Raw genomic sequence first — 26,180 nt, 5'->3', positions numbered from 1 at the left:
CCACAAACCCCAGAAAGCCCCGCCGGCCAGCTGCCGGCGGGGCTTTTTCGTGCGCTGGGCGTAGGCAAGAACTACTCTTCCTCGTTCAACAATTGCCGGATGGTGCTTTCCGCAAGAGACGCCCACCGCTTAGTTGGAAATGCCTGCCGAAACACCGCATACTCTTTCCAAAACCAATCCTCTTGAAAGCCCTTGAAGTCGATGGCGGAATACATGGCCAGATTGTGGAGCCACTGCGCAACAGCGTGAGTAAAAAGAAGCCGCTTGCGGTTGCTACGCCTGTACCGCAAATCGGATAAGAAGCTGCCTGGATAGCTGTGTTGCCTGATATCCACCATTGCCCAGTACAGCAACTCCCGGTACAACTGCTTCCGTTTGTCATTCATGCGGCCAAAGAAACGTCAAAAGGCCCCGCCGGCAAGCTGCCAGCGGGGCCTTTTTAAAATGGGAACGGAAGCTAACAGCTAACAGCCATCAGCTAACGGCTCAAACGAACCTAGCCTACAATGGCTACGCGCTTGAAGTCGGAAACCGTCAGGCCCTTGCTCGTTTTGTCGAGCAGCTGGGCGATGGTCAGCGAGTTGTCTTTCACGAACTCCTGATTGAGCAGGGTGTTCTCCTTGTAGAACTTGTTGAGCTTGCCCTGAGCAATTTTCTCCAGCATCGCCTCGGGCTTGCCGTCGGCGCGGGCTTGCTCTTTGCCAATCTCGATTTCGCGCTCGATGGTAGCAGCATCCACGCCGTCCTTATCGAGGGCCACGGGCTTCATGGCTACAATCTGCATGGCTACGTCGCGGCCCACGGTAGCAACGTCGGCACCGCCTACGTTCTTCATGGCCACGAGTACACCCTTCTTGTTATCGGAGTGAATGTAGGAAGCTACTTTCTCAGCCGTGATGTTCTCGTAAGCCGTCACGACCAGCTTCTCGCCGATTTTGCCCATCAGGTCGGTGATGTGCTCCTGCAGGGAGCGGCCATCTTCCTGGGGAGCGGCCAGCAGTTCTTCCTTGGTGGCGGCGTTGGTTTTCACGGCCGTGTCCAGCACGCGCTGGGCCAGCTCCTTGAAATCCGGAACTTTGGATACGGGCTCGGTTTCGCAGGCCAGCGACACCAGTTTGCCGTTGGTGCCATCCTCTCTGACGGCGGCCAGCACCACGCCTTCCGACGTTTCGTTGTCCGAACGCTTGTCGGCAATTTTCTGGCCCTGCTTGCGGAGCAGGTCGCGGGCTGCTTCGAAGTCGCCATCGGCTTCCACCAGGGCTTTCTTGCAATCCATCATGCCCGCGCCAGTCATGGTGCGGAGCTTGTTTACGTCTGCGGCGGTAATTGCAGCCATTTTTTAAAGTAGTTAGGAGTTAGCAGCCAGGAGCCGAAATCACAAGGGGAGTGAAGCCGCCAGCTACGAACAGAAAGTTGGAATTGAATGAGAGAAAGAGGGAAAAACCACGCGGCGAGGATGGCGTCGAAGCAAAAAAAGTCAGGAGCTAAGAGCTAGAATTTGCCAGGCGGTTTCCCTCTGATTCTAGCTCCTAGCTCCTAACTTCTAGCTTCTAAAAGCCAACTATTCGTCAGCGTTCTGCTTTTCCTGAATGCCTTCTTCTTCGGCTTGCTTCTTGTCGGCGTCCTCTTTGTCGACTTTGCGCTCCGACAGACCATCTTCGATAGCCTTACCCATCACGCTCACGATGAGCTGGATGGATTTCGAGGCGTCGTCGTTGGCCGGAATCGGGAACTGTACCAGCTCGGGGTTGGAGTTCGTGTCGCAGATAGCAAATACCGGAATACCCAGTTTCTGGGCTTCTTTCACGGCAATATGCTCGCGCTTCACGTCAATCACGAACAGGGCGGCGGGCAGGCGGCTCAGGTCGGCGATGCCACCCAGTACGCGCTCCAGCTTCTCGCGCTCACGCGACATCATCAGCCGCTCGCGCTTGGCGAGGGCGGCGAAAGCCGTGTTTTCCTTCACCATCTTGTCGATGGTGCTCATCTTCTTCAGCGACTTACGCACGGTGGCGAAGTTGGTGAGCAGACCGCCCAGCCACCGGTCGGTGATGTAGGGCATTTTGAGGCGCTTGGCCTCGTCAGTAACGATTTCCTGAGCCTGCTTTTTGGTAGCCACAAACATGATTTTGCGGCCGCTTTTAGCGATGTTCCGGATGGCTGCCGCTGCGTGATCGAGCGAAGCCAGCGTTTTGTTCAGGTCAATGATGTGGATGCCGTTCTTCTCCATGAAGATGTACGGCGCCATTTTGGGGTCCCACTTGCGGGTGAGGTGACCAAAATGCGAACCGGCGTCCAGCAGTTCTTTATACGTGGTAGTCTGGGCCATGATAGGGTTCCTCTGGAAGATTAGCGTTTCGAGAACTGGAACGAACGACGAGCCTTACGCTTACCGAATTTCTTACGTTCCACCATGCGCGGGTCGCGGGTCAGGAAGCCTTCCTTTTTCAGGGCAGGGCGAACCTCCGCGTTGTCGCCCACGAGGGCTTTCGAGATGGCCAGACGGATGGCTTCGGCCTGGGCCGAGATGCCACCACCGCGCACGTTCACCTTGATGTCGTACTGGCCGAGCTGCTCGACCGTCGCCAGAGGCTGGTTCACGATGTTTTCCAGGAGTTCGTTGCCGAAGTAGGCTTTCATTTCCCGGCCGTTGATAGTGATATTCCCTTGCCCGGCCTGCATGTAGATGCGGGCCACCGAGGTTTTTCTTCTACCAGAGGTATTGGAGATTTCCATTAAGTGGAGGATTAAAGAAAAGGGGAGCCGGAGTTCGGCTTACAGATGCGAGAAAGAAACAGTTTGGGGCTGCTGAGCTTCGTGGGGATGCTCGGTGCCGGCGTACACGAACAGGTTACGGAACTGCTCCGCGCCCAGCTTGTTGCCCTGCAGCATACCACGCACGGCGTGCTCAATCACCCGGGTCGAGTCCTTGGCTTTCTTGTCGCGCAGGTTGATGCGCTTCTGACCGCCGGGGTAGCCCGAGTGGGTGATGTAAATCTTGTCGGTCATCTTTTTGCCAGTCACGCGGAGGTTGTCGGCGTTGATGACGATGACGTTGTCGCCACAATCCGAGTTGGGCGTGAAGGAGGGTTTGTGCTTGCCACGCAGCATGTTGGCAATTTGGCTGGCCAGACGACCCAGGGTAGCGTCGGCGGCGTCAACCACAACCCAGCCCTTGTTGGCGTTGGCTTTGTTGACGGATACCGTCTTGAAGCTCAGATGATCCATTGGGGAGGAGGATAAGCGTTTGAAAATGAAGAAGAAGCCGAACACGGTTCGGGGAAAACGGACACAAAGTTACTGCCTTTCGCCGAATATTCAAGCCGGGGGTTAATTATTGTCTCTGAAAGAGTTGTTAGCGGGCCGTGGGCGCTGCTTTCGTACTTTTACCGCGCTATGCTCTTTCCCTATTCTGCTACCAATCGGCCGGCCGAGTCGCCCGCCGCCCGCCGCCGGGCTTACGGGCTGCTGCTGGCCCTGCTGGCTCTTTCGCTGCTCACGGCCCTGCTTACCCGCGGCACCTTCGACTCGGGCGACAGTATCTACCACTACCAGTACGCGCGCTACGCCTTCCGCCACCCGCTCAACTTCCTCGAGTCGTGGTCGAAGCCGGTGGTGGTGGCCCTGATGGCGGGGCCCGCGCAACTCGGCCTGCGTGGCGTGATGGTGCTGCAGTGCCTGCTGGTGGCCGCCTCAGCGGGATTGGCCTACCGGGCGGCCCGGCGCCTGCAATTGCCCTGGCCCTGGCTGGCCATTGTGGCCTGCTACGCCGCCCCCGATTACTTCCTGATTCAGTTTTCGGGCCTCACCGAGCCCACGTTCAGCCTGCTGCTGATAGCGGCCGTGGCCCTGGCCCTCGAGGACCGGCCGGTTTGGGCGGCGGCCGTGGCTTCCTGGCTGCCCATGGCCCGCTCCGAGGGGTTCCTGCTGCTGGGCGTGTTCGGGCTGTACCTGCTGGTGCGCCGGCAGTGGCGGGCGCTGCCCTGGCTGGGGCTGGGATTCGTGTGCTACGGCCTGATCGGGTTGCTGGTCTACCAGGATTTCTTCTGGGTACTCACCCGCAATGCCTATCCGCTCTACAACCTCAACTACGCCTATGCCCACCACGGCGGCAAAACGCCCTGGCAGTTTATTATCGGCCTCGCCGACGCCATTGGCTGGGTGCAGTTCGGGTTGTTCTGGCTGGGCATTATTGGGCTGGGGCTGGGGGTGGTGCGGGCCCGAAAGCAGTGGGCCGCGGGCCGGCTGTCGGGGGAGCTGCTGCTGGTGTACGGCAACCTGGTGGTGTTCATCGGGGCACACACCGTGTTCTGGCTGCTGGGTATTTTCGGCTCCCTCGGCCTGCTGCGGGTCCTGTGCTGCGTGGTGCCGCTGCTCGTTCTGGTGGTGGTGCGGGGCGTAGCGCTGCTGGCGGCCCTGGCCCGCACGGAGCAGCAGCGCCGCTACGTGCGCTGGGCCCTGCTGGCGGCCGTGGTGTGGTTCCCGTTTAGCGGCTCGCGGGTGGGGTTGCGCTGGCAGCGCGACTTTGGCCAGGCTCCCGATCAGCAGGTGCTCGACGCGGCCGCCCGCTGGGTAGCCACCCAGCCTCGCCCGCCCCGCATCATCTATTCCCACCCCTACGCGGCCACGGCCCTGCACCTGGACCCCTTCGCGCTGGACCGGCAGCGCTTCGCGGCCGTGCCGGATACCGTATGGCCCCTGACCGCCGGCACCCTGATCGTGTGGGACGACTGGTTTGCACCCGTGGAAGACAAAACTACCTTCGACCAGCTCCGACAGAATCCCCGGCTGCGGCTACGCTGGCAGCAGGCTCTGCCCCGCAACCCCCGCAAACCCGCCGCCGACTCCACCTGGGTGGCCATTTTCGAGCATCTGTAAGGCTGCGGTTACGAACTGCAAACACCCCGGCCCGCCTCTGCAAAGAGACGGGCCGGGGTATTGGCAGGAAAAAAAGATGGTTATTGATACTGGCGCATGGTTTCCACCAGCACCCGGAAATCCTTGGGGTAGGGGGCCTCAATGGTCACTGATTCGCCGTCGAGTTTGGCAAACGTGAGCTGGGCCGCGTGCAGGGCGAAGCGCTTGATAAAGGGCTGTTCCTCCTCACCCTGCTTCACATTGAACTTCTTCTTGAGCGAGGAGAGGAAAAAGTCGTCGCCGCCGTACATGCCGTCGCCCACGATGGGGGCCTGCAGGTAGGCCAGATGCAGGCGGATCTGGTGCATGCGGCCCGTGATGGGCTGGCACTCGAGCAAGGTGTGGCGGGCGTAGGCTTCGAGGGTGCGCACCAGCGTAACGGCCGGTTTGCCCTTGTAAGCCAGCCGGGCTTTGCCCTTGGTGGTGGTTTCGATGCTGCGGTCCACGCGCAGGCCGTCGTAGTGGTGCACGCCCCAGGCTACGGCGTGATACACCTTGCGCACCTGCCGGTCTTCGAACTGCATGGCCAGGTGGCGGTAGGCCGCCGGGTTTTTAGCCAGGGCCAGGGCCCCGCTTGTCTCCTTGTCGAGGCGGTGGCAGGCCTGGATGTCCTCGTACTTTTCCCGGGCCAGGCGCAAAATGTTGGGAGCTCCCCCGAACCGCTCGTCGAGCGTGGCCAGGAAAGGCGGTTTGTTGATGATGACGAAATCGTCGTCTTCAAACAGAATCAGGTCGTTGAAATCAGGCAGCTTCATAGAGAGCCGCAAAGGTAGGGTATTCGCAGGTGATGGGATGAAGGGGTGATGGGATGAAGGGGTAATGGGGTGATGAGGTGAGGAGGAACAGTCATCCTGAGCGAAGCGAAGGACCTTGTCATGAAAGAACTGTCATCGTACTGACGTCTCGTTCCTGCGAGATAAGGTCCTTCGCTTCGCTCAGGATGACAGTTCCTCCTCACCTCCTCACCTCCTCACCTCCTTACCCCATCACCCCATCACCCTATCACCCCATCACCAGATATCACTCCACAACCGCCTTTTCTTTGGGCCGGGGGAGCTTGAATTCGAGGGTGGTGCCGGCGCCCAGCTCGCTATGGACGCGGATGGTGGATTTGTGGGCCTCCACAATGTGCTTGCTGATGGCCAGGCCCAGGCCCGAGCCGCCGGCTTCCCGCGACTCGCGGGTGCGGCTTTTATCAACGCGGTAAAACCGCTCGAAAATGCGGTTCTGGTGCTGTTTGGGAATGCCCGAGCCGTCGTCCTGCACGCTCACGCGGATGCTTTTGCCGGTCCGCTGCAGGCATACCTGCACGTGGCCCTGCTCGCGGCCGTACTTGATGGCGTTGTCGATGAGGTTGATGAGTACCTGCCGGATGCGGTTGCGGTCAGCCAGCACGAGCACGGGCTGGGTGGGAGCCCCATCGAAGCAGTTGAGCTCCAGCCGGACCTGGCGCCGGGCAGCCTTCAGCTCCAGCTGCTCAAAAATATCGCGCACGAGCAGGGCCAGATCGAAGCTCTGGCGGCGCATGCGCAGCACCCCCTTTTCCAGCTGCGAAATCGTGACCAGGTCCTGCACCAGCGCATCGAGGGCATCGAGGCTGGTGGCGGCTTTCTGCAGAAACTTCTTGCGCGTGAAGGCGTCCATGCCGTCTTCTTCCTCCTCATCCAGGACGGTGTGCACGAAGCCCTGGGCGGCGAAGATGGGGGTTTTGAGCTCGTGCGAGACGTCGGCCAGGAACTCGCGGCGCAGCTCCTGGAGGCGGCGCAGCTCATCAATCTCCTGCTGCTTGCGCTGGGCCATGTCCAGAATCTCGTCGCGCATGCGTTTGAGCGGCTCCGGCCGGAACAGAAACTTGTTCGACATGCGCCGGAACTCCTTGCGCTTGATGTGCTCCAAGCCCTCGTAGATGTTGTTGATTTCCCGGAAAATCAGGGCCTCGAACATGAGGTAGAGCAGCAGGAAGCAGGCCGCAATGGTGATGCCGGCCGCCAGCACGCCCTGCTGCAGCGGCAGGGTAGGGGCCACAAACATCAGCGCCGTCAGCACCGTGGCCACCAGAATCGAGAGCAGAATGGCAATGCTCCGGGAGGAGATGTTGAGGCGCATAGTGCAGTAGTGAAATGGTGAGATAGTGAAATAGTGAGTTGACGTTCGGTAATCCTAATGGCACCACGGGTACCGGCAGGATTACCGAACGTCAACTCACTATTTCACTATCTCACCAACTCGCCTAGTTGTCGGTGTTGAACTTGTAGCCCACGCCCTTGATGGTCTGGATGTGGTGGTCGCCCACTTTTTCGCGCACTTTGCGCACGTGCACGTCCACGGTGCGGGCCAGCACGAACACGTCGTTGCCCCAGATGTTCTGGAGCAGCTCGTCGCGGCCGAAGACCTTGTGCGGGGAGGCGGCCAGGAAGGCCAGCAGCTCGAACTCCTTCTTGGGCAGCGTGATTTTGCGGCCCTCCTGGAACACGGCAAACCCGGTCCGGTCGATGGTCAGGCCGTTGATTTCGATGGTATCCGACGTGTGCTGGGGGTCTTTGTCGCGGCGCACAAAGGCGGCCAGGCGGCTGAGCAGGGCCCGGGGCTTGATGGGCTTGGCAATGAAGTCGTCGGCCCCGGCGTCGAAGGCGGCCACTTCCGAGAATTCCTCGGCCCGGGCCGTGAGGAAAATGATGTAGGTATCCTTGAACTTGGGCAATTCGCGCAGCTGGCGGCAGGCGGCAATGCCGTCGAGGTGGGGCATCATCACGTCGAGCAGGATGATGTCGGGCCCGAACTGGGGAGCTATTTCCAGGGCCTTGCGGCCGTCGGGGGCGCTGGCTACGTCGTAGCCTTCCCTGCGCAGGTTGTATTCCAGCAGCTCTACAATGTCAGGGTCGTCATCCACAACCAGAATCTTGTAGGCATTGGGGTTGGCAGTTGGTTGCACAGCTCGGGGCGGTTTAGGGTAAAAGAGTAGGCGCGAAGACAAAAGTACCGCCGGCCGGCGGGTGCGGCGTGTTACGTTTTCGTTACCGGCCCCGCGGCGGCTGGAAACCAGGCCCCGGGGCAGCTTGGCCGGCACCGGATTCGGGATGGGCCAGACGAAATCCACGAGGGCCGATGGGGCGGGCGGAACGGGCAGCCGCACCGGGCGGCGGCGGGTAGTAACAATGGCAACGGGGGGAGGCATCGGCGAGGCGGGGAGAAGCGGACTAGAACGGAACAGAAAAAAGAAAGGCGGCCCCCAACGGAGCCGCCTTTTCACTACATCAATTTTGAGCCACCAAATTCAGTCGGTTTCGCAGGCCCTTGTACTTATAGAGGTCTACTTTCACGGAACCCACAAACATTTCGGCCTGAATGAGCACCGGAATTTTGTTCCGGTCGTCGGAGAGGAATACGGACACCGCGTTTTCCCCCTTGAACAGCTTGTTGCTGGGCATTTTGGGCACCAGCCGGATCACGCGGATGGCGCCGGCCTTGGTTTCTACTACTTCCCGGCCCTTGTAGGTCACGTCCATGCTGAACACGTTCTCGTCGAAGAAACCCTGCACCCGGATAACCTCCCCGGGCCGGCGCTGGTCGTAATTGACGGTGCGCAGAAAGTAAAAGCCGCTCACAATGTCCTGCACATTGTTAGGCACCTTGAACGTGTTCTTTTTCAGCGTGCTCTTGTCCTTCTTGTAGCTTTCGACGCCCGCTACGTCGTGCTGGTGGTCGAAGTCTACCGTTTCGTGCTTGCGGTAGTTATTTTCCTCGATGCTGCGCACGAAGCGCTGGGGCAGAATGCTGGTAGTGTCGATGTAAGTGCGCCAGGTGTCGCGGATGCGCAGGAAAAAGTCGAAGGAGCCGGTAGTACGCCCCGTAACAGTAGCGCGGTAACAGGGCCGCTCGTTTACGCGGTGCAGATTACCGTCGAGCTCAATGGTGGCCTCCGCCGCGTTGATGAGGCCGTAATGCACCTTGTATTGCAGCGTTTCGCCCCGCTCGAAACTGGTGTTGGTAAGGGACCGGGCCGCATCGGCGGGCGGACCAAAAGCAGCCAGCGGAAACAGGAGAGCGGGTAGTAAAAACCAGCGACGGGAAACCATGTAGGGAGCGACAAACAGTGAAGTAGCCGGTGTCTTCTCAAATGCGGTGCCAGTAAAGGTACTGGGATTCCGGGAGGGCAAAAAATGGCGGGGGCAAATGAGGCACTTTTGCCTGGCGCCGCAGCCAGGGCAACGTGACCGGATAGGCACAAAAAAGCTCCCCCAACGAGTTGGGGGAGCTGATATGGGCCCCGGTAAGTAAGGGGGAGGGGAGGTTTATTCTTCCACTTCGGCCGGCTCAACGGCTTCCTCGGCGTCCACGGTGCGGTCTTCCTCCAGCACGGCCAGGGCCTCCTCGGGGTTGCCTTTCACCTTGGCCCGGATCTGGGCTTCGATTTTGTCGGCCAGCTCGGGGTTGTCCTGCAGGATGGTTTTCACACCCTCGCGGCCCTGGCCGAGGCGGTTGCCGTCGTAGCTGAACCAGGAGCCCGACTTGGCAATAATGCCCATATCCACGCCCAGGTCCAGGATTTCGCCCACTTTGGAAATGCCTTCGCCGTAAATGATGTCGAACTCAATCACCTTAAAGGGCGGGGCCACCTTGTTCTTGGCCACCTTCACCTTAGTGCGGTTACCGGTGATGTTGTCCTTGTCCTCCTTGATCTGGCCGATGCGGCGGATGTCGAGGCGCACGGAGGCGTAGAACTTGAGCGCGTTACCACCGGTGGTGGTTTCGGGCGAGCCGAACATCACGCCGATTTTCTCGCGCAGCTGGTTGATGAAGATGCAGCAGCAGCCGGTTTTGTTGATGGTGCCGGTGAGCTTGCGCAGGGCCTGCGACATGAGGCGGGCGTGCAGGCCCACTTTCGAGTCGCCCATGTCGCCTTCCAGCTCGCCTTTCGGCACCAGAGCGGCCACGGAGTCAATCACGATGATGTCGATGGCGCCGCTGGAAATCAGCTGATCGGCAATTTCGAGGGCCTGCTCGCCATTGTCGGGCTGGGCGATGAGCAGGTTGGCCGTGTCGATGCCCAGCTTGCGGGCGTACACCGGGTCGAAGGCATGCTCCGCGTCGATGAAGGCCGCAATGCCGCCCCGCTTCTGCGCCTCGGCAATGCAGTGCATGGTGAGGGTGGTTTTACCCGACGACTCGGGGCCGTAGATTTCCACAATCCGGCCCTTGGGCAGCCCGCCCACGCCGAGGGCAATATCGAGGCCCAGCGAGCCGGTGCTGATAACTTCCACGTCCTGCACCTTGCTGCTGTCCAGCTTCATGACGGTGCCTTTGCCGTAGCTCTTGTCGAGCTTTTCGAGGGTGAGCTGGAGGGCCTTGAGCTTTTCAGCCTGCGGATTCGACTCTTTTTTGTCGGCTTTTTCAGCTTTATCGGAGTTTGCAGCCATTAGAATGGGGGTAAGAAGAAATGCTTAGGTTTGGTGAATGTAAGCGTTTTGGCCAGCCTACGCAACCCGCCGCCGGGGCGTTTTGGGGCCGGCTCCTGGTAACGCCGCCGGGCTATATTTTGTGCCCGCAATGCTAAAGAAATTCGTTGGATTCTGAAGTTTTTTTCTGTGCTAAAATTTTTAGAACAAAAGCCCCGCGCCAGAGTCCTGATTCTGACCGGCCTAGCGTGGCTGGCCACTGTTTCGGCCGCCTGGGCCCAGCTCGACAACCGCGCCTTTTTGTACCGTCCCCCGCTGGGGCCGGCCTACGAGCACCAGCTGCGGCTGGAGGTGCAGGGCTTTCTGTTTAATAAGGACAACGAGTACTTCAACAAGATTGACCCCGGCCTGACCTACTTCGGGGCCCAGCTGGCCCCGCGGCTGGTGTACTACCCGGCCGGTAACCTGCGGCTGGAGGCGGGCGTGTTTCTGCAGAAAAACTACGGCACGCGCCGGCTGCGGCAGGTGAGTCCGCTGTTCACGCTTACGTACCGCCAGGGCCCGCACCAGCTGGTGTTCGGCAACCTGGAGGGCCACCTGCACCACGGCTACATTGAGCCCCTGTTTGATTTTGAGCGGGTGATGACCAACCGGCTGGAGGAAGGTGTGCAGTATCAGTTGACTACCCCGCGCACCCGTCTGGATGCCTGGGTGAACTGGGTGCGCCAGCAGTATCGGTTCAGCAACTTTCAGGAAGAAGTAGCCGGCGGCTTCACCCTGGAGCACCGCCTGCTCACCGACTCTGCGCGGTGGCTGGTGGCGCTGCCGCTGCAGTTCACGGCCACCCACCGCGGCGGCCAGATTGATACCATCGACAAGCCCCTGCAAACCCTGTTCAACGGTGCGACCGGGCTGCGGGTGCGCCGGGGCCTTACGTCGCGGCTGGTCAGCGCCGTGCATTTCGATGGCTACCTGACCTACTTCAACGACTACTCTTTCACCGAGGAGCTGCCTTTTAAGAGTGGGACTGGCCTTTACCTGAACGCGGGAGCTGATACCCGGCTTTCCACCCTGCAACTGGCCTACTGGAGCGGCCGGGGCTACATCTCGCCCCTGGGCGGGCGCCTCTACCAGTCGGTGTCGTCCTCGCCGGTGGATGTAAATTACACCGAGCGGCAGCGGCAACTGCTGATTCTGCGCGTACTGCGCGACTACCGCCTGCCGGGCCACGTTATCCTGACCACCCGCTTCGAGCCGCTCTACGACCTCAACAACGGCCTGTTCGACTTCTCCTTCGCACTCTACCTGAATTTCAACCAGAGCTTTCTGCTCCGTACGCTTCGCCCCGCCCGGTAAGTGGGGGCCGCTCCCCGGCGGCGGATGCGCTTGGCTCAGGCCCGCTCTTCGCGGCGCAGAATGTAATAAAGCACGGCCGGGCCGCCCAGTATCCGGTGCAGCCAGGGCCGAGTGCGGGAGGGCAGGGGCTCGAACCCCACGGCTGCAGCCACGGCGAGGCTGCGGGGGTTATCGGGGCGGCAGCGGATGAGCAGGCGTTTGGCGTGCAACTGATCGAAGCCGAAGCCGGCCACCGCCGCCAGCGCCTCGCGGGCGTAGCCCTGGCCCTCGGCGGCAGCGGCCAGGTAATACCCGATTTCCAGGGTGATGGGGGGCGTCCAGTTGGGTTTGAGGCTGATGTCGCCGAGGTACTGGCCGGTCTGGCGGTGCCAGAGGCCCAGCACGTAGAGGCGGCCGGCGGTCCAGTCGTGGCGGAACTGGGTGAGCAGGCGGGCGGCGGCGGCGGGCGTGGTCGTAGTGGCCTCGCGGGCCGGGAAGGAGGGCCGCAACCGGGCCCGGTCGGCGTCGATGAGCCCGAAAAAGGCGGGGGCGTCCGGGGGCTGGTAGGGCCGCAGCAGCAGGCGCTCCGTCAGCAGCGAGGTATCGGGGGGCGCAGGCGTGGGGCAGGCAGCGTACATGATTTGGGGCCGGCAAAGGCGGCAGGACGGAATCAGGCGGGAAATTGGGCTTTAGAGTTGGTTTTCCAACCTCAACAGTGGAAACCTGGGCGGCCGGGAGTCGTTCAAAATCGTGTTTCCGGCCCACCGAATCAGCCCCGTAGGGCTTTTCGGTCAGGCAGCCGGTGCCAATTCCTCCTCCTTTCCAACCTCTATTATGTTAGGCAGACTCGCAAATAAAGTAGCCATTGTAACCGGCGGCGGCTCGGGTATCGGCGAAGCCATCAGCAAGAAATTCGCCCGCGAAGGCGCCTCCGTTGTGGTGGTAGGCCTCGATACCGACCCCGTACGCGCGGTGGTCGATGAAATTCTGGGCAGCGGCGGCCGGGCCATCGGCTACCTCGGCGACATTTCGGTGCAGGACGTGGCCCAGGACTGCGTGAAGGCCACCGTCAAGGAATTTGGCCGGCTCGATGTGCTGGTCAACAACGCCGGCGTATTCCCGGCCACGGCCGAGCTGGACCAGTATCCGGTGGATGCTTTCGAGTATATGATCAAAAACAACATCTACTCGGCATTCATGATGACGCGGGCCGCCCTACCCGAGTTGCAGAAAACCAAGGGCAACATCGTGTCGGCCGGTTCGGAAGCCGGGCACATGGGCTCGCCCATGATTACGCCCTACGGCGGCACCAAAGCCTGGGTCATGACCTTCAGCAAAGGCTTGGCCGTGGAGCAGGCCAAACACGGGGTGCGCGTGAACTGCGTCGGCCCCGGCCCTATCGACACGGCCTGGACCCACAAGGAAACCGGCCCGATGAACCAGAAAATGGAGAAAAACACGGTGGCCGGCGTACCCCTGGGCCGCCGCGGCACCCCCGAGGAAGTAGCCAACGTGTACCTGTTTCTGGCCTCCGACGAAGCCAGTTACGTGACCGGCGCCACGTATTTCGTGGATGGCGGCGTGACCATTTCCAAGAGCCTGCCGGGAGAAGAAGTGCCTTCCCACCTCAAGCAGCAGCCCGCCGGCCAGATAAAGCTGGAGCACAGCAAAGACGGCAATACCAAAGTGCGCGAAGAAGCCGCCGCCTCCATGTCCTGATCACGGATTGGCGCAGATTTCAATTGATTTCACGGATTTTGTGAACGTCTAAAAAAGCAGCCGCCACCCCAATCGGGGTGGCGGCTGCTTTTTTAGACGTTCACAAGCAGTGGAAGGCCGATCAGGCCGCTTCCAAAACCCGCGAAATTCGCATGGTGCCGCGCTGATTCGTGGTTAGCCTTTCTGCAGCTCCAGGCCGATGCCGGAACGCGACTGGGGCGGGCTGCCCAGGGTGAACTGGTTGCGCATCACGTTGATCTGGCGGGCGGCTTCGTTAAAGTACTCCAACCGGCGGATGAGCATTTCCTTGGTCAGCACGCGGCCTTCCGGGGTGCGCATCATCGCCTTTTTGTCATCGAGGATGCGTTGCATGAGGGCTTCGTGGCCGGCCTCATCGGCCCGGAACTGGGCGTAGAACTCGCGGACCTGCTCCAGCGGCGTTACGTCGGAAGAGAGGCGGAACTGGGCCCCGCCCTGGTTCAGGACTTCGCTCAGCACGTACACCTCCAGCGGCAAGGATACGTTCAGGGCCGTTGTGCGCACATCCAGCCCCGCTTCGAGGCCGCTGAGGATGATCTGCAGGTTGCGCTCAAATTGCTGGTAGTAACCGGCTGCTTCCATGTTGAGGTCTTAGGTGTTAGATTCTTAGGGCTTAGATGACGTGCTGGAAACTTGAGGTGTACAACGATAGAACGTTATCTAACCCCTGAGAACCGAACACCTAAGACCTCATTTAAAGTAACTCTTTTACAATCTGGTCCACCGAAATGCCTTCGGCTTCGGCTTTGAAGTTGCGCACCAGGCGGTGGCGCAGGATGGGCAGGGCGACGGCCTGCACGTCCTCAATGTCGGGGGAGTATTTGCCATGCAGCAGGGCGTGACACTTGGCACCCACAATCAGGTGCTGGGAAGCCCGGGGGCCGGCGCCCCATTCCAAAAGCTGGGTGGCACGGGCGGCGGCACGGCCGGTGTTGGGGCGGGTTTTGTGCACCAGCCCCACGGCGTACTCCACCACGTTATCGGCTACCGGCACCCGGCGTACCAACTGCTGAAAGGCCTCAATTTCGTCGGTGCGCAACACCTTGCCCACGGTGGCCTTGTGGTTGGAGGTGGTGTTCTTGACGATTTGCAGCTCGGCTTCGTAGCTGGGGTAGCCCAGCTCAATGTTGAACATGAAGCGGTCCAGCTGGGCCTCGGGCAAGGGGTAGGTGCCTTCCTGCTCGATGGGGTTTTGGGTGGCCAGCACGAAGAACGGGCGCTGCAAGGGGTAGCGCTTGCCGGCCACCGTCACGGCGTATTCCTGCATGCTCTCCAGCAGGGCCGCCTGGGTTTTGGGCGGCGTCCGGTTGATTTCGTCGGCCAGCACAATGTTGGCGAAAATCGGCCCCGGCACGAAGTGGAAGTCGCGCTGCTGGTTGAGCGTTTCCGAGCCCACGATGTCAGAGGGCATCAGGTCGGGCGTGAACTGCACCCGGTTGAAGGACAGGTCCAGCGAGTCGGCAATGGTCTGAATGAGCAGGGTTTTGGCCAGCCCGGGCACGCCCACCAGCAGGCAGTGGCCCTGCGAGAACACGGCCGTCAGCACCAGCTCCACTACCTCGTCCTGCCCAATAATGACTTTGCCGATTTCCTGGCGCAGCTGCTGGTAAGCGCGGGCCAGCGCGTCGGCGGCTTCTTTATCGGAGGAGAAGGGCATTTTTGGAGAAGCTAGGAGTTAGAAGCTAGGAGTTAGGATAACATAAGAAACAGGAACCGTCGGCAAGGTTAACTGCGAAGGAGAGAACGGCATTCTAACTCCTGGCTCCTGACTCCTAGCTTCTCTAATTAATCGAATTCAGCAGCTGGCAGCCGGCGTACTCGGGGTCGACCTCCAGGTACACGGTGCCGCGGTTGAGGGCAAACCAAGCGTCGAGGGCTTTGTTTTTCTTCTGGTTGAGGGCGGCGGCGGCAATTTTCTGGTAGTCGTCGTCGAGGTTGGCCTGGTGGGGCGCGGAGTTCGACTTCAGGTAGAGAATGCGCACGGCGTCCTTGCCATCCTCGGTGCGGTAGGGCAGGGGCGGCGTCACGCTGCCCACATTCATGGTGTCGATGGTGAAGAAAATGGCCGGGTCGAGCTGGTCGAGGGGCAGGTAGGTGCTGCCGTCGCGACGGTTCTGGAGCAGGCCGCCGTTGCCGCTGGTCAGCTTGTCGTCGGAGTTATCCTTGGCGGCTTTGGCGAAGCTCACGCTGTCGGCCAGAATGCGCAGGCGCACTTTGGCCAACTCCTGGGCCGCTTCGTTGGTATCGGCAGTACCGGTTTCGGGCTTGAGCAGAATGTGGCGGGTGCTGTAGGAGTCGCCCTTGCGCTCAATAAGCTGAATCAAGTGAAACCCGAACTGCGACTCCACGATGGGAGAAAGTCCGCCGGGCTCCAGGCGCAGGGCCGCCGCTTCGTACTCCGGCACCAGCTCACGGCGCTTGAAGAAGCCCAGGTAGCCGCCTTCCACGGCCGAACCGGGGTCCTGGGAGAATTCCTTGGCCAGGGTGGCGAAGTCCTCGCCAGCCACAATGCGGGCCCGCAGTTCGTTGAGCTTGGCCTGGGCTGCCTGCTTGGCTTTGGAATTGGTCTGGGCCAGCTTCACAATCTGGCCTACTTCTACCTCCGTGGAGTAGTAGGGCAGGCTGTCCTTGGGCATGCGGTTGAAGAACTGGCGCACTTCCCGGGGCGTCACCGACACCTTGCCGGCAATCTGCTCCTGCATTTTCTGCTGAATCAGCTGCTCCTTCACCTGAATGCGCAGGTCGTCCTTGAGGTCCTTGAGCGACTTGTTATAATACTCCTCCAGCTTTTTCTCGGAGCCAATCTGCTGCACGAAGTAAGCCATGCGGCGGTCCAGCTCGCTTTTCACCTGGGAGTCCTCCACCACCACGGAGTCGGTTTCGGCCTTGGCCAGCAGCAGCTTGTTGAGGGCCAGGCTCTGCAGGATTTTGCACTTGGTGTCGGGGGGCAGGGGTTTGCCCTCGGCCCGGGCTACTTCCTGGGCGTAGATGGTTTCCAGGTCCGATTTGAGCACAATCTGGTTGTCGACCTTGGCGATGATACCATCGACCACGCGCAGGCCCACCGGCCGTCCCACGCCCAGCTGAGCATACCCGGCCGAGGCCGAAACTAGCAGCAGGGCCGCACTCAGCAGTACCTGTTGGACCGGTACTCGCAAAAATTGAATCATGGAATCTTTCTCTAATACCCGCGCCGGCAACCGCACGGTGCAGGCCAGACGACTGACAAAACGCCAAAAGCCGCCCGTAAATTTCATCATAAATCCTTTCTCCGGCAAAAAAACCGGATTCGACCGGTTTCGGGCCGGCTCCGTTCTCCAGAGCCACTTCCGCCCCGCAGCGTTGCATGGGCCAGGTGGCGGAGCTATCCGGATCGGTTTGTGAAGTGAGGAAGTGCAAACGTCGTAGCGCAAGGGCTGGCGCACCGGTCGTCGCAAGAAATGGTTGTGAAGAGAGGAAGTGCAAACGTCATTCTGAGCGAAGGCGGAGCCGTAGTCGAAGAATCTCTACCGCTTCGTTGCGTTGCCGTCACAACGTCAGCACGCGAGATTCTTCGACTACGGCTCCGCCTTCGCTCAGAATGACGTTCCTTTTCTCACTTCTCACTTCTCACTTCTCACTTCTCACTTCTCACTTCTCACTTCGTCACCAGCTTGTCTACTTCCGACTGGTTGATGTTCACCGGGTACTGGGTGCGCAGCTGCTCAATCCACTGCTTTTCCAGGTAGTTCTGGTAGTCGGACGTGGCCTGGCCGCGGGCTTCCGACAGGGCTTTGGGGCCGGCCGGCAGCTGCTTGTCGATGATGATGGTGTAGAAGCGCCCGTCCACTTCAGTGGTATAGGTGCCGGGGGCGCTGGTCAGGAACTGGTCCACGGCTTTGTTGTCGCCCTTCTGGAAGCTGCGTTGCTGCACCTGCACGGCCAGCGGGTTCTGGGTGTTGAGGCTTTCTTCCAGGGCCACCGGGTTGGTACTGCTGAGGCTGAGCTGGGCATCGGCGGCGGCGGGCTTGCCGGTGGCCGTCTGCAATTGCTCGGCCGGTACGCCCAGCGTCGTCAGAAACTTGACGATGCTGGCGTTACGGCGGCCCGCCAGGGAGGCAGGTTCGCCGCGCTTGGTACGGCCGGTGATGGTCAGGGTGAGAGCCTTGTCGGCGGCCAGGCGCCCGGCCAGCTCCTCCAGCGAGGCGCGGCCGGCCGGCTCCACATCGGCCGTATTGGCGGCGAAGCTCACGCTGGCAGGCACGCCCTGGCGCACGGGGAAGCGGCCGGTTTTCAGCTGCTGCTGGGCCCGGGTGCGCAGTTCGGGCGAGGCGGCACTGAGCACGGTGGCCTGCACGCGGGGCTCCCACTGATAGTTGGCTTGGTTGGCGGCAAAGAACTGCTGCAGGCCCACCGTGTCCTCGATGGCCTTGCTCCACACCTTCTCATCCATGAGCTGGAACAGCAGAATACCGTCGCGGTACTCCTTCACCAGCATGCGGTAATCCTCGTACTTGGTTTCCAGGTTGGCCTTCTCGAACTCGGTCAGGCTCTGGTCCACGTACTGGTCGTAGAGCTGCTGCATGGCGAAGGCCGGGTCGGTGCCGGGGCGCGGACGCTGGTTCTGCTGGGCAAAAGTGAGGAAGTCGCTCACGAAGTAGGGCTGGCCCATGATGGTGAACAGAATCATCTTGCCTCCGTTGGCTTTGGCCTGGGCGGGCTTCAGGCCTTCGCCCGGCGTGAAGGTGTACTTCAGGCGGCCCGCTACCAGGGCCGTATCGGCTTTACCGAAGGCGTAGAGCTTGGCGGCCGGAATCTCGAGAAACTGGTTTTCCTGGCGTACGCGCTTGAGGAAGGCCGCCCGGTTCAGCTCCGAGCGCGAATCCTTGGAAACCTTGCTCTTGAGAGTGGGCTCCATGGCCTCAAACGAAGGCACGGGCTGCTTTTCAATCAGGCGGATAATGTGCCAGCCGTAGGGCGTCTGCACGGGCGGGGCCAGGTCGCCGGGCTTCTGGAGTTTGAAGGCCGCTTCCTCAAAGCTCGGAATCATGCGGCCGGTGCCGAAGGCGGGCAGCTCGCCGCCGTTGGCGGCCGAGCCGGCATCTTCCGAGAACTGCGTAACCAGCTTTTCCCAGTTTTCGCCCCGCTTGGTGAGGCGGTTGTAGAGCTCGTCTACTTTCTTGCGGGCCGTCACGGAGTCGGCGGCGGGCATGCCGGGCGTGGCCCGGATCATGAGGTGAGCCACCTTGATTTCCCCCTGGGCCTGGCGTACGTCGTTGACCTTGATCAGGTGGTAGCCAAAGCGCGTGCGCACCGGCTGCGACACCTGCCCGGCGGGCGTAGCGTAAGCCGCCGATTCGAAGGGATACACCATCTGCATGGCCGTGAAGTAGCCCAGCTTGCCGCCATTTTCGCGGGCCGATGGGTCCTCCGACGCCTGGCGGGCTACCTGGTTGAAGTCCTCGCCGCCGGCAATGCGCTGGCGCAGGGCCATCACCTTCTGGTAGGCCGCCAGCGTGTCCTTGGGGGCAGCATCGGGCATCAGGCGCACCAGAATGTGGGAGGCGCTGATTTCCTGGCTCATGCGGTCATATGCCTCGCGCACCAGCTGATCGGTCACGCTCTTTTCCGTGAGGTAGGGCTGGGCCAGCTGCTGCTTGTAGCCTTCCAGCTCGCGGCGGAATGCCTGGGTGGTATCGAGACCCCGCTGCTCGGCGGCCAGCACCTTGAGCTTGAAGTTGGTGTACAGGTCCAGGTACTCCTGCACGCTGGCCTTGGTGCCGAAGGCGGGGTCGGCGCTATTGTTTTTGCGGTAGACGTAGGCAAATTCCGAAGCCGGGACGGCCGTGGTTCCCAGCATTTCGACGGTGGCCGCGGCCGGGGTGGCGGTGGTGGATTTGGTAGCCTGGCACCCGGCCAGCAGCGTGGCCGCGGCGGTACCGGCAAACAAAAAGCGTTTGTGCATACGAAGGAAAAGGAATCGGCTGAGTGAGTCCACCGGCCGGGAAATACCCCGGAGGCGGATAGCTGACTAGCGCAATTTTACGGATTTTTTTTCGGCCGCCGCTGCCTGGTGTCTCTTGGGCTGGCCCACAAAAAAAGCACCCCGCGGGCGGAGTGCTCTTCTGGCCGGTGGCCGGCCCGCAACCCGGATCAGGCCAGGTGTTTATAAAGCCGGCAAATGTTGTGACTGTTGTGAGTCGTGAACTCCACCCGGTCCATGATGCGGTTCACCAGCATCATGCCCACGCCGCCCTTCTTACCGATGCGCACGTACTCCTGCAAATCGGGTTCCTGGTAGCTACCGGGCGAGTAGGAGGTGCGGTTGGTGTCTTCCAGCTCAATGCCAAACTCGTGGTTTTTGACGTCGACCCGCACATCCAGGTGCTTGGATTCGTCCTCGCCGTTGCCGTGAATGATGAGGTTGGCCACTACTTCGTCCACGGCCAGCACAATCTGATTAATCAGCACTTCCGAAAGCCCGTAGCCGGTCAGAAATTCGCTCACAAAATCGCGCACCACCTTGAGGTTGCGGCGTGTGCAGCTGATTCGGAGTGCCTGTTTCATCCCTTGGGGTGCGGTGCAGTCGGGTTAGGCGGCCTCGGCTTCGGCCAAAGACGGAACAATGGTCATCAGCGAATCGAGCCCCAGGATTTCGAATACGTTGTGGACTTTTTCCTGCATGTTGAAGAATATCAGCTTCACGTTGGCATCCTGAAACGTTTGCAGATGGGAGATGAATACGCCCAGACCGGCCGAAGAGATGTAGTTGAGCTGGCGGCAGTCGACCAGAATTTTCTGGTAGCGCAGGATTTCAGGCTTGCTCAGCTCGTTGTCCAGCAGCACGGAAGAGCTGGCGTCCAGTTCGCCGTCGAGCAGCAGGGTAAGCGTGGTATCGGTGGAGTTCTGAGTTATTTTCATGGGTTCGTGCTACGTTAAAGGCCCGCTTCGGGTTGAGCCGCCTTGAATTTAATTACCAGTAGCGTCTGGTCGTCGTGCATGGGCTGGCCCTTGCTGAACTCGTTGAGGTCCGTGAGAATGTACTCCTTGATCTGGTCGGCGTCGAGGTAGAAGGACTGCTCCAGCATCCGCAGCAGGCGGTCCTCGCCGTACTCGTCCTGGGCCGCGTCGCGGGCTTCCACGATGCCGTCGGTGTAAATCACCATCACGTCGCCCGGGTTGTAGTCGTAGAACTGGTTCTTGATGTGCTTCTCGTAACCGTCGTTGCGGATAATGCCCAGGCCCAGGCCCGTCGTGTGGAAGTAGGATACTTCTTCCTTGATGGAGTGATAGTAGAGCGTGTGGCAGTGGCCGGCGCGGGCGAATACGAAGCCGCCGTGCTCGTAGTCGATAATGTAGAGCGAGGCCGTGATGAAAGCCGATTTTTCGAGGCAGCGGCCCAGCGCGTCGTTGGCCTGGGCCATGAACTTGCTGGGCACCGGAAACTTCTCCCGTTCGTTGCGGGCCAAGGGGTTTTCCTGCATCAGGGCGTGGAAAATTCCCTTCATCTGGGCCACGTGGAAGGCCGCCGTCACACCCTTGCCCGATACGTCGCCGATGAGCACGGCCAGGCGCCGCCCGGGCAGGTGCAGGAAGTCGTAGAAGTCGCCGCCCACCTCGGTGGCCGACACGGCGTGGGAGCTGATTTCAAACCAGTTATCGATGGGCAGGTTTTTCGGAATCAGGCTCTCCTGCACGGCCGAGGCAATCTTGAGCTCGTCCTGCACGCGCTGGGTCAGCAGCGAGGCCTGAATCAGCTGCAGGTTTTCGATGCTGAGCACCGTCTGGCTGGCGAAGGTTTGCAGAATGCTCAGGTTCTCGCGGTCGAAGGCCTGGGCGTACTGCTTGAGCATGTAAATGTTGCCGTACTGCCGCTTGCTGGAGTGCAGGGGCATCACCATGAGCGACCCGTAAGGCAACTCCAGCTGCCGAAAGCTGCTGTTGGCCAGGTCGTTATTGAGGTACTCGATGTTGTTGAGGTTGTAATCGGTGAGCAGCTGCCGGATGGCCTCCCCCTGCTCGGGCCGGAGCTGGTAGAGCTGGCCGGTGTACTCGTTTTCAACGTCTTCCACCAGCAGCCAGGCCGCGTCGGCCCCCACCGTCTGAATGGCGGAGTCGAAAAACATGCGGTACACTTCCTCGGGCGTCTGGCCGCGCTGAATCAGCTGGGTAAGACGCTGCATGCTCAGAATCTCTTCCCGCTTCTGCTCGAATACGCCCGCCGTAGGCAGGTTGAAGAGCGTGACGAGCAAGCCCATCAGGGCGTAAAAGCCCGCAAAAAAGGCATTCAGCAGCAGAAAAGCGTTCTGGGTGGGGGGAGCCAGCAGGCGTAGAACGGTCTGGGTGTGCTGGAAGTAAAACACGAACAGGCCCATAACCAGAATAACGGCCAGCTGGAGCAGCACAGCTTCCAGCTTCTGGCGGCGGTTGAGGTAGGCCACCCACTTCTGCCGCCCGCTCAGGTAGGCTCCGAAAGCGGCCAATACCCCCAGCAGGCCGGTCGCCAGCCCCAGCGGGGGCGTCCAGGACAGGAGCCGCAGCAGCAGGGTAACGCCCAGCAGAATCTCAAACCACAGCCACTGCCGCCGCAGTCGTTCGGTACCGTGAAACAACACCAAAGAGCGCCAGGTGTAGTTGGTGCGGGCCAGTAGCAGTACGAACAGGCCTACGTTGATGGTATAGAAGACGGTGAACAGCACGGAGCCGGCCGCTGGCAGGGGCTGCTGAGCGTAGTGCATGCCCAGGTGCAGCCCCACGCAAACCGCCGCCACCAGCGCCGGACCCAGCACCAGGTGGCGCAGCAGGCGGTTGAAGTCGATGCCCCGCAGCCGTTCCGTCTGGTAGCGCTCCTGCAGGAAGATGGCGGCCGTAAACAGGGCCTGCAAGCCGAGCAGCAGCCAACCGGGCGGCGTGGGCAGCCCCGCCATCAGGGTGGGATGGACGTAAAGCAGTGTGCAGATCAGCAGGGCTAACCAACTCAGCACGGAAAAAGGCAACAGGAAGGGGTGGATCTTCCGAACGAACGACATGTAGGGGGACTAAGGAAGCGGAACGGAGAACCGAACGGGTGGACAAGATACGGGCTGCCAGCCGAAAACCGCAACGCGGTGCTAAAGTCCTCGGCGCGGCGCGGCGGCCACTCCGCCGAAGCCAGCCAATCTGTGCCGGCCGGGTATTCCAATGCTGGCAGGTGGCCGGGAAGCAGTGCCCGTCGTCACTTGCAGTGGCGGCGGCCCGGAAACCGAAAAGGCCAACGCCCCCCAGGGAAGCGTTGGCCCATGCCGTAGGGTCGGGCCGAAACCGGCCGTGCCCCTAGCGGCTGCTGTAGTTCGGCGACTCGCGGGTAATCTGCACGTCGTGGGGGTGCGACTCGCGCAGACCGGCGCCGGTGATGCGCACGAAGCGGGCCTCGTGCAGGCCCTCAATGGTGGCCGCGCCGCAGTAGCCCATGCCGGCCCGCAGGCCGCCCGTGAGCTGGTAGAGCACTTCGGCGGCCAGACCCTTGTAGGGTACGCGGCCCACGATGCCCTCGGGCACGAGCTTCTTCACGTCGTCCTCGGCGTCCTGGAAGTAGCGGTCCTTGCTGCCTTCCTCCATGGCTTCCACCGAGCCCATGCCGCGGTAGCTCTTGTACTTGCGGCCCTCGAACAGGGTGACTTCGCCGGGGGCTTCCTCGGTGCCGGCCAGCAGGGAGCCCACCATCACGGTGCTGGCGCCGGCGGCCAGGGCCTTCACCACGTCGCCGGAATACTTAATGCCGCCATCGGCAATGAGGGGCACGCCGGTACCTGCGAGGCCGCGGGCGGCTTCGAGCACGGCCGAGAGCTGGGGCACCCCGATGCCGGCAATGATGCGGGTGGTGCAGATGGAGCCGGGGCCCACGCCCACCTTCACGGCGTCGGCACCGGCATCGGCCAGGGCGCGGGCGCCTTCGGCCGTGGCCACGTTGCCGGCAATGATGTCGAGGTTGGGGAACTGCTGCTTGAGGTTGCGCACGGCATCGAGCACGCCCTTGCTGTGGCCGTGGGCGGTGTCCACGCTCACCACGTCCACGCCGGCTTCCACCAGGGCAGCCACACGCTGCGCCAAATCGGCGGTAACGCCCACGGCGGCTCCCACGCGCAGACGGCCCAGCTCGTCCTTGCAGGCGTTGGGCGTGCGGCGGCGCTTGCGGATATCCTTATAGGTGATGAGGCCCACCAAGCGGCCTTCCGGGTCGATAACGGGCAGTTTCTCCACTTTCGAGTCCTGCAGAATGTCTTCGGCGGCGGCCAGCTCGGTGCCGGCCTTGGCCGTTACCAGCGGCGTGGCCGTCATCACGGCCGTTACCGGCCGGCTCATGTCCTTCTCGAAGCGCAGGTCACGGTTGGTAAGAATGCCCTTGAGGCGGCGCTCGGCGTCGATGATGGGAATGCCGCCGATGTTGTTGTCGCGCATCAGCTTCTTGGCGTCGGCGAGGGTGGCGGTTTCTTCCAGCGTGAAGGGGTCGAGAATCATGCCGCTCTCGGAGCGTTTCACGCGGCGCACCAGCTCGGCCTGGGCCCGGATGCTCATGTTCTTGTGGATGATGCCGATGCCACCTTCCTGGGCCAGGGCAATGGCCATGTCGGCCTCGGTCACGGTATCCATGGCGGCCGAAACGAAGGGCAGCTGGAGGCGGATGTTACGGGTGAGCCGGGTGCTGGGGTCGGCGTCGCGGGGCAGCGTTTCCGAATAACCGGGCAGCAGCAGGACGTCGTCGTAGGTTAGCGCCTCGAAGGCAATTTTGGCAGCGTGGTCGGCCATGGCAACAAGAAGGTTAGGTGCTACTTATTGCCGGACAAAGCTACGGCGGAAAGTTGGGTTTCCGTGCCTGCCCCGCCGATTAACCGTTGTATTTGTGTGACGCCGCCGTAATAATGCCGGCCCCGCCCGAAAACCCCCGGCCCGGTTCGGCAGTTAAACCACTTCGCTGCTCGACTACCGGGCCGGCGTTTCTCGAAATCGAAACAACCCTTCGTATGTCCACCACCAAAAACTGGTTCATTACCGGCGTCAGCTCTGGATTCGGCGCCTCGCTGGCCGATTTGCTGCTCGAAAAAGGCGATAAAGTGGCCGCCACCTTCCGCAAAAAGGAGCAGGCCGAAGAGTTTACCAAAAAAGCAGACGGCAAAGGCTACGGCTTCGTGATGGAAGTCACCGACGAAGCCCAGGTGAAGCAGGCCATTGCCGACGCCATCAGCCAGCTCGGCCACCTCGACGTTATCGTCAACAACGCGGGCTACGGCTCGCTGGGCAGCATCGAGGAAATCGATGCTGAGGAAGTACACCACCAGTTCGACGTGAATGTGTTCGGGCCCCTGCACGTGCTGCGGGCCGTGCTGCCCCACCTGCGCGCGCGCAAGAGCGGCCACGTGCTCAACATCACCAGCATCGGGGGGCTGAAAACCTTCCCCGGCGTGGGCATCTACAATGCCAGCAAATTCGCCCTGGAGGCTATTGGCGAGAGCCTGGCCCAGCAGGTGAAACCGCTCGGCATCAAAGTCACCAACATCGAGCCCAGCGGCTTCCGCACCGAGTGGGCCGGCAGCTCGGCCACCTACGTCGATACGGCCATTGAGGACTACCGCAGCACCGTGGGCGAGAACCTGAAAGGCATCCAGAGCTACAGTGGCAAGCAGCCCGGCGACCCCGACCGCGCCGCCCGCATCATGTACGAACTGGTACACCAGGAAGGCGACGCGCCCCTGCACCTGCCCCTGGGCAAAGCCGCCGTGAAAGGCGCCCGCGAGAAGTTCACCAGCCTCGTGGAGGAGCTGGCCGCCGTGGCCGACACCGGCGACTCGGCCGACTTCCCGTCATAGATTTTAGCGTTTAGAACGCAGAGCCTGGAACGTCCTTCCGAGCGGAGCCGAGGAATCCCGCGTGCTGATGTTGTGATAGTAACTCAACGTCAGCCCGCGGGATTCCTCGGCTCCGCTCGGCAGGACGTTCTGCTCTACTGACAACGACATCCTGCCAATTATTCATCCGCCACGCGGCGGCGGAAATCGGGGTGGAAGCAGAGGCTAAACTGCAGGTTTTCGTTCATCTCGAAGCGGCCGTTTTCCCGGGGCGACTGCACTAGCTGATTGAGGTAGCCGATTTCGATGCCCGTCGCCTTGCTTAGCTGGTAGCCCAGGGCAGCGTAGGCGCGGTTCTGCTTGATGAGGCCAGCCGTTTCGCGGCGCCCGAACCCGAGGAAAACCTCATCCGACACCGTCACGAACGGGATGCCGGGCGCCATCTCCTTGCCGATGAGGGGCATGGTCAGGCGAAGCTGGTAACGCATGCGGTTCAGGAACACGTGGGGGGCGGTGGGCTGGAGCTGCACCCAGCGTTGCTCCAGGCGGTAGCGGTGCTGCACCTGCACCCGGCTGCCGGTATCGTGGAACTGCACCTGCTGGTAGAGGCGGTGCTCGGGGCCGATGGGAACGGGGTAGCCCGCATCCGGAAAAGACTGCGAAAAGGCGTAGCCGCCGGTCAGCAGCAGGTGGTCGGTGGCGTAGTAGTTGGCCCCGGCGCGCAGCACGTTCTGCAAACCCAGCGCCGAGGTGTGAGTGCGCAGCACCTGGGCCTCGGCGTGCAGGCCCCAGCGGGCACTCAGGCGCACGTCGCTCAGAAACATAAGCCAGGTATTCGTCTGGCTGGGGCGGGCGGCGGAAGAAGGAGCCGTTAGCTGCTGGGCCGCGCCCGGGTGCAGTAACAGCAGCAGCAGGGCCGGCAGCAGCTTCAGCGCCCGAAGGAAGGCGGTAGAAGTTTGCATAAGCCAATGTT

General features: G+C 61.5%; 24 protein-coding genes. 4 read left to right on the top strand and 20 right to left on the bottom strand.

The features are described 5' to 3' along the window. Positions 1-71: 71 nt before the first annotated feature. The 5 genes from KLP40_RS01980 to rplM all read right to left on the bottom strand — a co-directional run bounded on the left by KLP40_RS01980 (position 72) and on the right by rplM (position 3,228). Positions 72-386 carry a hypothetical protein gene (locus KLP40_RS01980; protein WP_215591866.1) on the bottom strand — a complete coding sequence of 105 codons (315 nt, stop codon included), beginning with the start codon at positions 384-386 and terminating at the stop codon, positions 72-74. A 110-nt stretch (positions 387-496) separates the two neighbouring features. After that, on the bottom strand, positions 497-1,336 hold the full coding sequence (tsf, locus tag KLP40_RS01975) for a translation elongation factor Ts (RefSeq protein ID WP_215591865.1): 840 nt from the start codon (positions 1,334-1,336) through the stop codon (positions 497-499). 225 nt (positions 1,337-1,561) lie between these two features. Then, entirely contained in the window at positions 1,562-2,329 is a 768-nt protein-coding gene (rpsB, locus tag KLP40_RS01970; RefSeq protein ID WP_215591864.1) for a 30S ribosomal protein S2, read from the bottom strand. Positions 2,330-2,349: 20 nt separating this feature from the next. Then, positions 2,350-2,736, bottom strand: a complete 387-nt coding sequence (rpsI, locus tag KLP40_RS01965; protein ID WP_215591863.1) for a 30S ribosomal protein S9 — start codon at positions 2,734-2,736, stop codon at positions 2,350-2,352. 39 nt (positions 2,737-2,775) lie between these two features. Next, positions 2,776-3,228 (bottom strand): 50S ribosomal protein L13, encoded by a 453-nt coding sequence (gene rplM / locus KLP40_RS01960; RefSeq protein ID WP_215591862.1) that lies wholly within the window; start codon positions 3,226-3,228, stop codon positions 2,776-2,778. Positions 3,229-3,396: 168 nt separating this feature from the next. On the opposite strand from rplM, the gene KLP40_RS01955 reads away from it, so the two are divergent. Beyond that, the gene (locus tag KLP40_RS01955; RefSeq protein WP_215591860.1) at positions 3,397-4,878 is read left to right on the top strand and encodes a V-type ATP synthase subunit I; all 1,482 of its coding nucleotides are present in this window, start codon (positions 3,397-3,399) and stop codon (positions 4,876-4,878) included. Between the two features lie 80 nt (positions 4,879-4,958). Here the strand turns inward: KLP40_RS01955 and KLP40_RS01950 are convergent, their stop codons facing one another. From KLP40_RS01950 to recA, 5 genes are all read right to left on the bottom strand, one after another. Next, positions 4,959-5,672, bottom strand: a complete 714-nt coding sequence (locus KLP40_RS01950) for an RluA family pseudouridine synthase (RefSeq protein ID WP_215591858.1) — start codon at positions 5,670-5,672, stop codon at positions 4,959-4,961. Between the two features lie 265 nt (positions 5,673-5,937). After that, on the bottom strand, positions 5,938-7,023 hold the full coding sequence (locus tag KLP40_RS01945) for a sensor histidine kinase (protein ID WP_215591857.1): 1,086 nt from the start codon (positions 7,021-7,023) through the stop codon (positions 5,938-5,940). Between the two features lie 124 nt (positions 7,024-7,147). Next, on the bottom strand, positions 7,148-7,849 hold the full coding sequence (locus KLP40_RS01940) for a response regulator transcription factor (protein ID WP_317196735.1): 702 nt from the start codon (positions 7,847-7,849) through the stop codon (positions 7,148-7,150). 322 nt (positions 7,850-8,171) lie between these two features. Further along, the gene (locus KLP40_RS01935; protein ID WP_215591855.1) at positions 8,172-8,993 is read right to left on the bottom strand and encodes a DUF3108 domain-containing protein; all 822 of its coding nucleotides are present in this window, start codon (positions 8,991-8,993) and stop codon (positions 8,172-8,174) included. Positions 8,994-9,209: 216 nt separating this feature from the next. After that, positions 9,210-10,334, bottom strand: coding sequence for a recombinase RecA (recA, locus tag KLP40_RS01930; RefSeq protein ID WP_215591854.1), 1,125 nt, complete (start codon positions 10,332-10,334; stop codon positions 9,210-9,212). Positions 10,335-10,502: 168 nt separating this feature from the next. Here recA and KLP40_RS01925 point away from each other — a divergent pair, with 168 nt between their 5' ends. Further along, positions 10,503-11,669, top strand: coding sequence for a hypothetical protein (locus KLP40_RS01925; RefSeq protein WP_215591853.1), 1,167 nt, complete (start codon positions 10,503-10,505; stop codon positions 11,667-11,669). Positions 11,670-11,704: 35 nt separating this feature from the next. Here KLP40_RS01925 and KLP40_RS01920 read toward each other — a convergent pair whose 3' ends face one another. Further along, the gene (locus KLP40_RS01920; RefSeq protein ID WP_215591851.1) at positions 11,705-12,286 is read right to left on the bottom strand and encodes a GNAT family N-acetyltransferase; all 582 of its coding nucleotides are present in this window, start codon (positions 12,284-12,286) and stop codon (positions 11,705-11,707) included. A gap of 196 nt (positions 12,287-12,482) precedes the next feature. On the opposite strand from KLP40_RS01920, the gene KLP40_RS01915 reads away from it, so the two are divergent. After that, positions 12,483-13,367 carry an SDR family NAD(P)-dependent oxidoreductase gene (locus tag KLP40_RS01915; protein ID WP_215591850.1) on the top strand — a complete coding sequence of 295 codons (885 nt, stop codon included), beginning with the start codon at positions 12,483-12,485 and terminating at the stop codon, positions 13,365-13,367. Positions 13,368-13,541: 174 nt separating this feature from the next. On the opposite strand, the gene KLP40_RS01910 is transcribed toward KLP40_RS01915, so the two are convergent. The 8 genes from KLP40_RS01910 to guaB form a co-directional block, all read right to left on the bottom strand. Next, complete coding sequence (locus KLP40_RS01910; protein WP_215591849.1) at positions 13,542-13,988, bottom strand: hypothetical protein; 447 nt, start codon at positions 13,986-13,988, stop codon at positions 13,542-13,544. 112 nt (positions 13,989-14,100) lie between these two features. After that, entirely contained in the window at positions 14,101-15,063 is a 963-nt protein-coding gene (locus KLP40_RS01905; protein ID WP_215591848.1) for an AAA family ATPase, read from the bottom strand. A 124-nt stretch (positions 15,064-15,187) separates the two neighbouring features. Further along, positions 15,188-16,576: a peptidylprolyl isomerase gene (locus KLP40_RS01900; RefSeq protein WP_215591847.1), complete on the bottom strand. Its 1,389-nt coding sequence runs from the start codon at positions 16,574-16,576 to the stop codon at positions 15,188-15,190. 467 nt (positions 16,577-17,043) lie between these two features. Next, positions 17,044-19,350 (bottom strand): peptidylprolyl isomerase, encoded by a 2,307-nt coding sequence (locus tag KLP40_RS01895; RefSeq protein ID WP_215591846.1) that lies wholly within the window; start codon positions 19,348-19,350, stop codon positions 17,044-17,046. Between the two features lie 188 nt (positions 19,351-19,538). Next, on the bottom strand, positions 19,539-19,952 hold the full coding sequence (locus tag KLP40_RS01890) for an ATP-binding protein (RefSeq protein ID WP_215591844.1): 414 nt from the start codon (positions 19,950-19,952) through the stop codon (positions 19,539-19,541). 24 nt (positions 19,953-19,976) lie between these two features. Continuing rightward, positions 19,977-20,306, bottom strand: coding sequence for an STAS domain-containing protein (locus KLP40_RS01885; RefSeq protein WP_215591843.1), 330 nt, complete (start codon positions 20,304-20,306; stop codon positions 19,977-19,979). Between the two features lie 14 nt (positions 20,307-20,320). Beyond that, positions 20,321-22,414 carry a PP2C family protein-serine/threonine phosphatase gene (locus KLP40_RS01880; RefSeq protein WP_215591842.1) on the bottom strand — a complete coding sequence of 698 codons (2,094 nt, stop codon included), beginning with the start codon at positions 22,412-22,414 and terminating at the stop codon, positions 20,321-20,323. Positions 22,415-22,697: 283 nt separating this feature from the next. After that, the gene (gene guaB / locus KLP40_RS01875) at positions 22,698-24,170 is read right to left on the bottom strand and encodes an IMP dehydrogenase (protein WP_215591841.1); all 1,473 of its coding nucleotides are present in this window, start codon (positions 24,168-24,170) and stop codon (positions 22,698-22,700) included. A gap of 215 nt (positions 24,171-24,385) precedes the next feature. On the opposite strand from guaB, the gene KLP40_RS01870 reads away from it, so the two are divergent. Then, complete coding sequence (locus tag KLP40_RS01870) at positions 24,386-25,228, top strand: oxidoreductase (protein ID WP_215591840.1); 843 nt, start codon at positions 24,386-24,388, stop codon at positions 25,226-25,228. Between the two features lie 158 nt (positions 25,229-25,386). On the opposite strand, the gene KLP40_RS01865 is transcribed toward KLP40_RS01870, so the two are convergent. Continuing rightward, a complete protein-coding gene (locus KLP40_RS01865) occupies positions 25,387-26,169 on the bottom strand; it encodes a DUF2490 domain-containing protein (RefSeq protein WP_215591838.1) in 783 nt (260 codons plus the stop codon). Positions 26,170-26,180 lie beyond the last annotated feature (11 nt).

The sequence above is a fragment of the Hymenobacter piscis genome, assembly GCF_018760735.1.
Taxonomy (GTDB): Bacteria; Bacteroidota; Bacteroidia; order Cytophagales; family Hymenobacteraceae; genus Hymenobacter; species Hymenobacter piscis.
Note: the sequence above shows the minus strand (reverse complement) of the source record. Positions and strands in the feature narration are given on the sequence as shown.

What these genes read in the sequence shown, in the direction of transcription:
- KLP40_RS01870 (WP_215591840.1), top strand. Translation starts at nt 24,386, where the DNA reads ATGTCCACCACCAAAAACTGGTTCATTACCGGCGTCAGCTCTGGATTC.
- KLP40_RS01905 (WP_215591848.1), bottom strand. Translation starts at nt 15,063, where the DNA reads ATGCCCTTCTCCTCCGATAAAGAAGCCGCCGACGCGCTGGCCCGCGCT.
- KLP40_RS01900 (WP_215591847.1), bottom strand. Translation starts at nt 16,576, where the DNA reads ATGATTCAATTTTTGCGAGTACCGGTCCAACAGGTACTGCTGAGTGCG.
- KLP40_RS01980 (WP_215591866.1), bottom strand. Translation starts at nt 386, where the DNA reads ATGAATGACAAACGGAAGCAGTTGTACCGGGAGTTGCTGTACTGGGCA.
- KLP40_RS01880 (WP_215591842.1), bottom strand. Translation starts at nt 22,414, where the DNA reads ATGTCGTTCGTTCGGAAGATCCACCCCTTCCTGTTGCCTTTTTCCGTG.
- KLP40_RS01935 (WP_215591855.1), bottom strand. Translation starts at nt 8,993, where the DNA reads ATGGTTTCCCGTCGCTGGTTTTTACTACCCGCTCTCCTGTTTCCGCTG.
- KLP40_RS01950 (WP_215591858.1), bottom strand. Translation starts at nt 5,672, where the DNA reads ATGAAGCTGCCTGATTTCAACGACCTGATTCTGTTTGAAGACGACGAT.
- KLP40_RS01945 (WP_215591857.1), bottom strand. Translation starts at nt 7,023, where the DNA reads ATGCGCCTCAACATCTCCTCCCGGAGCATTGCCATTCTGCTCTCGATT.
- rpsB (WP_215591864.1), bottom strand. Translation starts at nt 2,329, where the DNA reads ATGGCCCAGACTACCACGTATAAAGAACTGCTGGACGCCGGTTCGCAT.
- KLP40_RS01895 (WP_215591846.1), bottom strand. Translation starts at nt 19,350, where the DNA reads ATGCACAAACGCTTTTTGTTTGCCGGTACCGCCGCGGCCACGCTGCTG.
- KLP40_RS01920 (WP_215591851.1), bottom strand. Translation starts at nt 12,286, where the DNA reads ATGTACGCTGCCTGCCCCACGCCTGCGCCCCCCGATACCTCGCTGCTG.
- KLP40_RS01915 (WP_215591850.1), top strand. Translation starts at nt 12,483, where the DNA reads ATGTTAGGCAGACTCGCAAATAAAGTAGCCATTGTAACCGGCGGCGGC.
- guaB (WP_215591841.1), bottom strand. Translation starts at nt 24,170, where the DNA reads ATGGCCGACCACGCTGCCAAAATTGCCTTCGAGGCGCTAACCTACGAC.
- KLP40_RS01885 (WP_215591843.1), bottom strand. Translation starts at nt 20,306, where the DNA reads ATGAAAATAACTCAGAACTCCACCGATACCACGCTTACCCTGCTGCTC.
- KLP40_RS01910 (WP_215591849.1), bottom strand. Translation starts at nt 13,988, where the DNA reads ATGGAAGCAGCCGGTTACTACCAGCAATTTGAGCGCAACCTGCAGATC.
- KLP40_RS01865 (WP_215591838.1), bottom strand. Translation starts at nt 26,169, where the DNA reads ATGCAAACTTCTACCGCCTTCCTTCGGGCGCTGAAGCTGCTGCCGGCC.
- rpsI (WP_215591863.1), bottom strand. Translation starts at nt 2,736, where the DNA reads ATGGAAATCTCCAATACCTCTGGTAGAAGAAAAACCTCGGTGGCCCGC.
- KLP40_RS01955 (WP_215591860.1), top strand. Translation starts at nt 3,397, where the DNA reads ATGCTCTTTCCCTATTCTGCTACCAATCGGCCGGCCGAGTCGCCCGCC.
- rplM (WP_215591862.1), bottom strand. Translation starts at nt 3,228, where the DNA reads ATGGATCATCTGAGCTTCAAGACGGTATCCGTCAACAAAGCCAACGCC.
- tsf (WP_215591865.1), bottom strand. Translation starts at nt 1,336, where the DNA reads ATGGCTGCAATTACCGCCGCAGACGTAAACAAGCTCCGCACCATGACT.
- KLP40_RS01890 (WP_215591844.1), bottom strand. Translation starts at nt 19,952, where the DNA reads ATGAAACAGGCACTCCGAATCAGCTGCACACGCCGCAACCTCAAGGTG.
- recA (WP_215591854.1), bottom strand. Translation starts at nt 10,334, where the DNA reads ATGGCTGCAAACTCCGATAAAGCTGAAAAAGCCGACAAAAAAGAGTCG.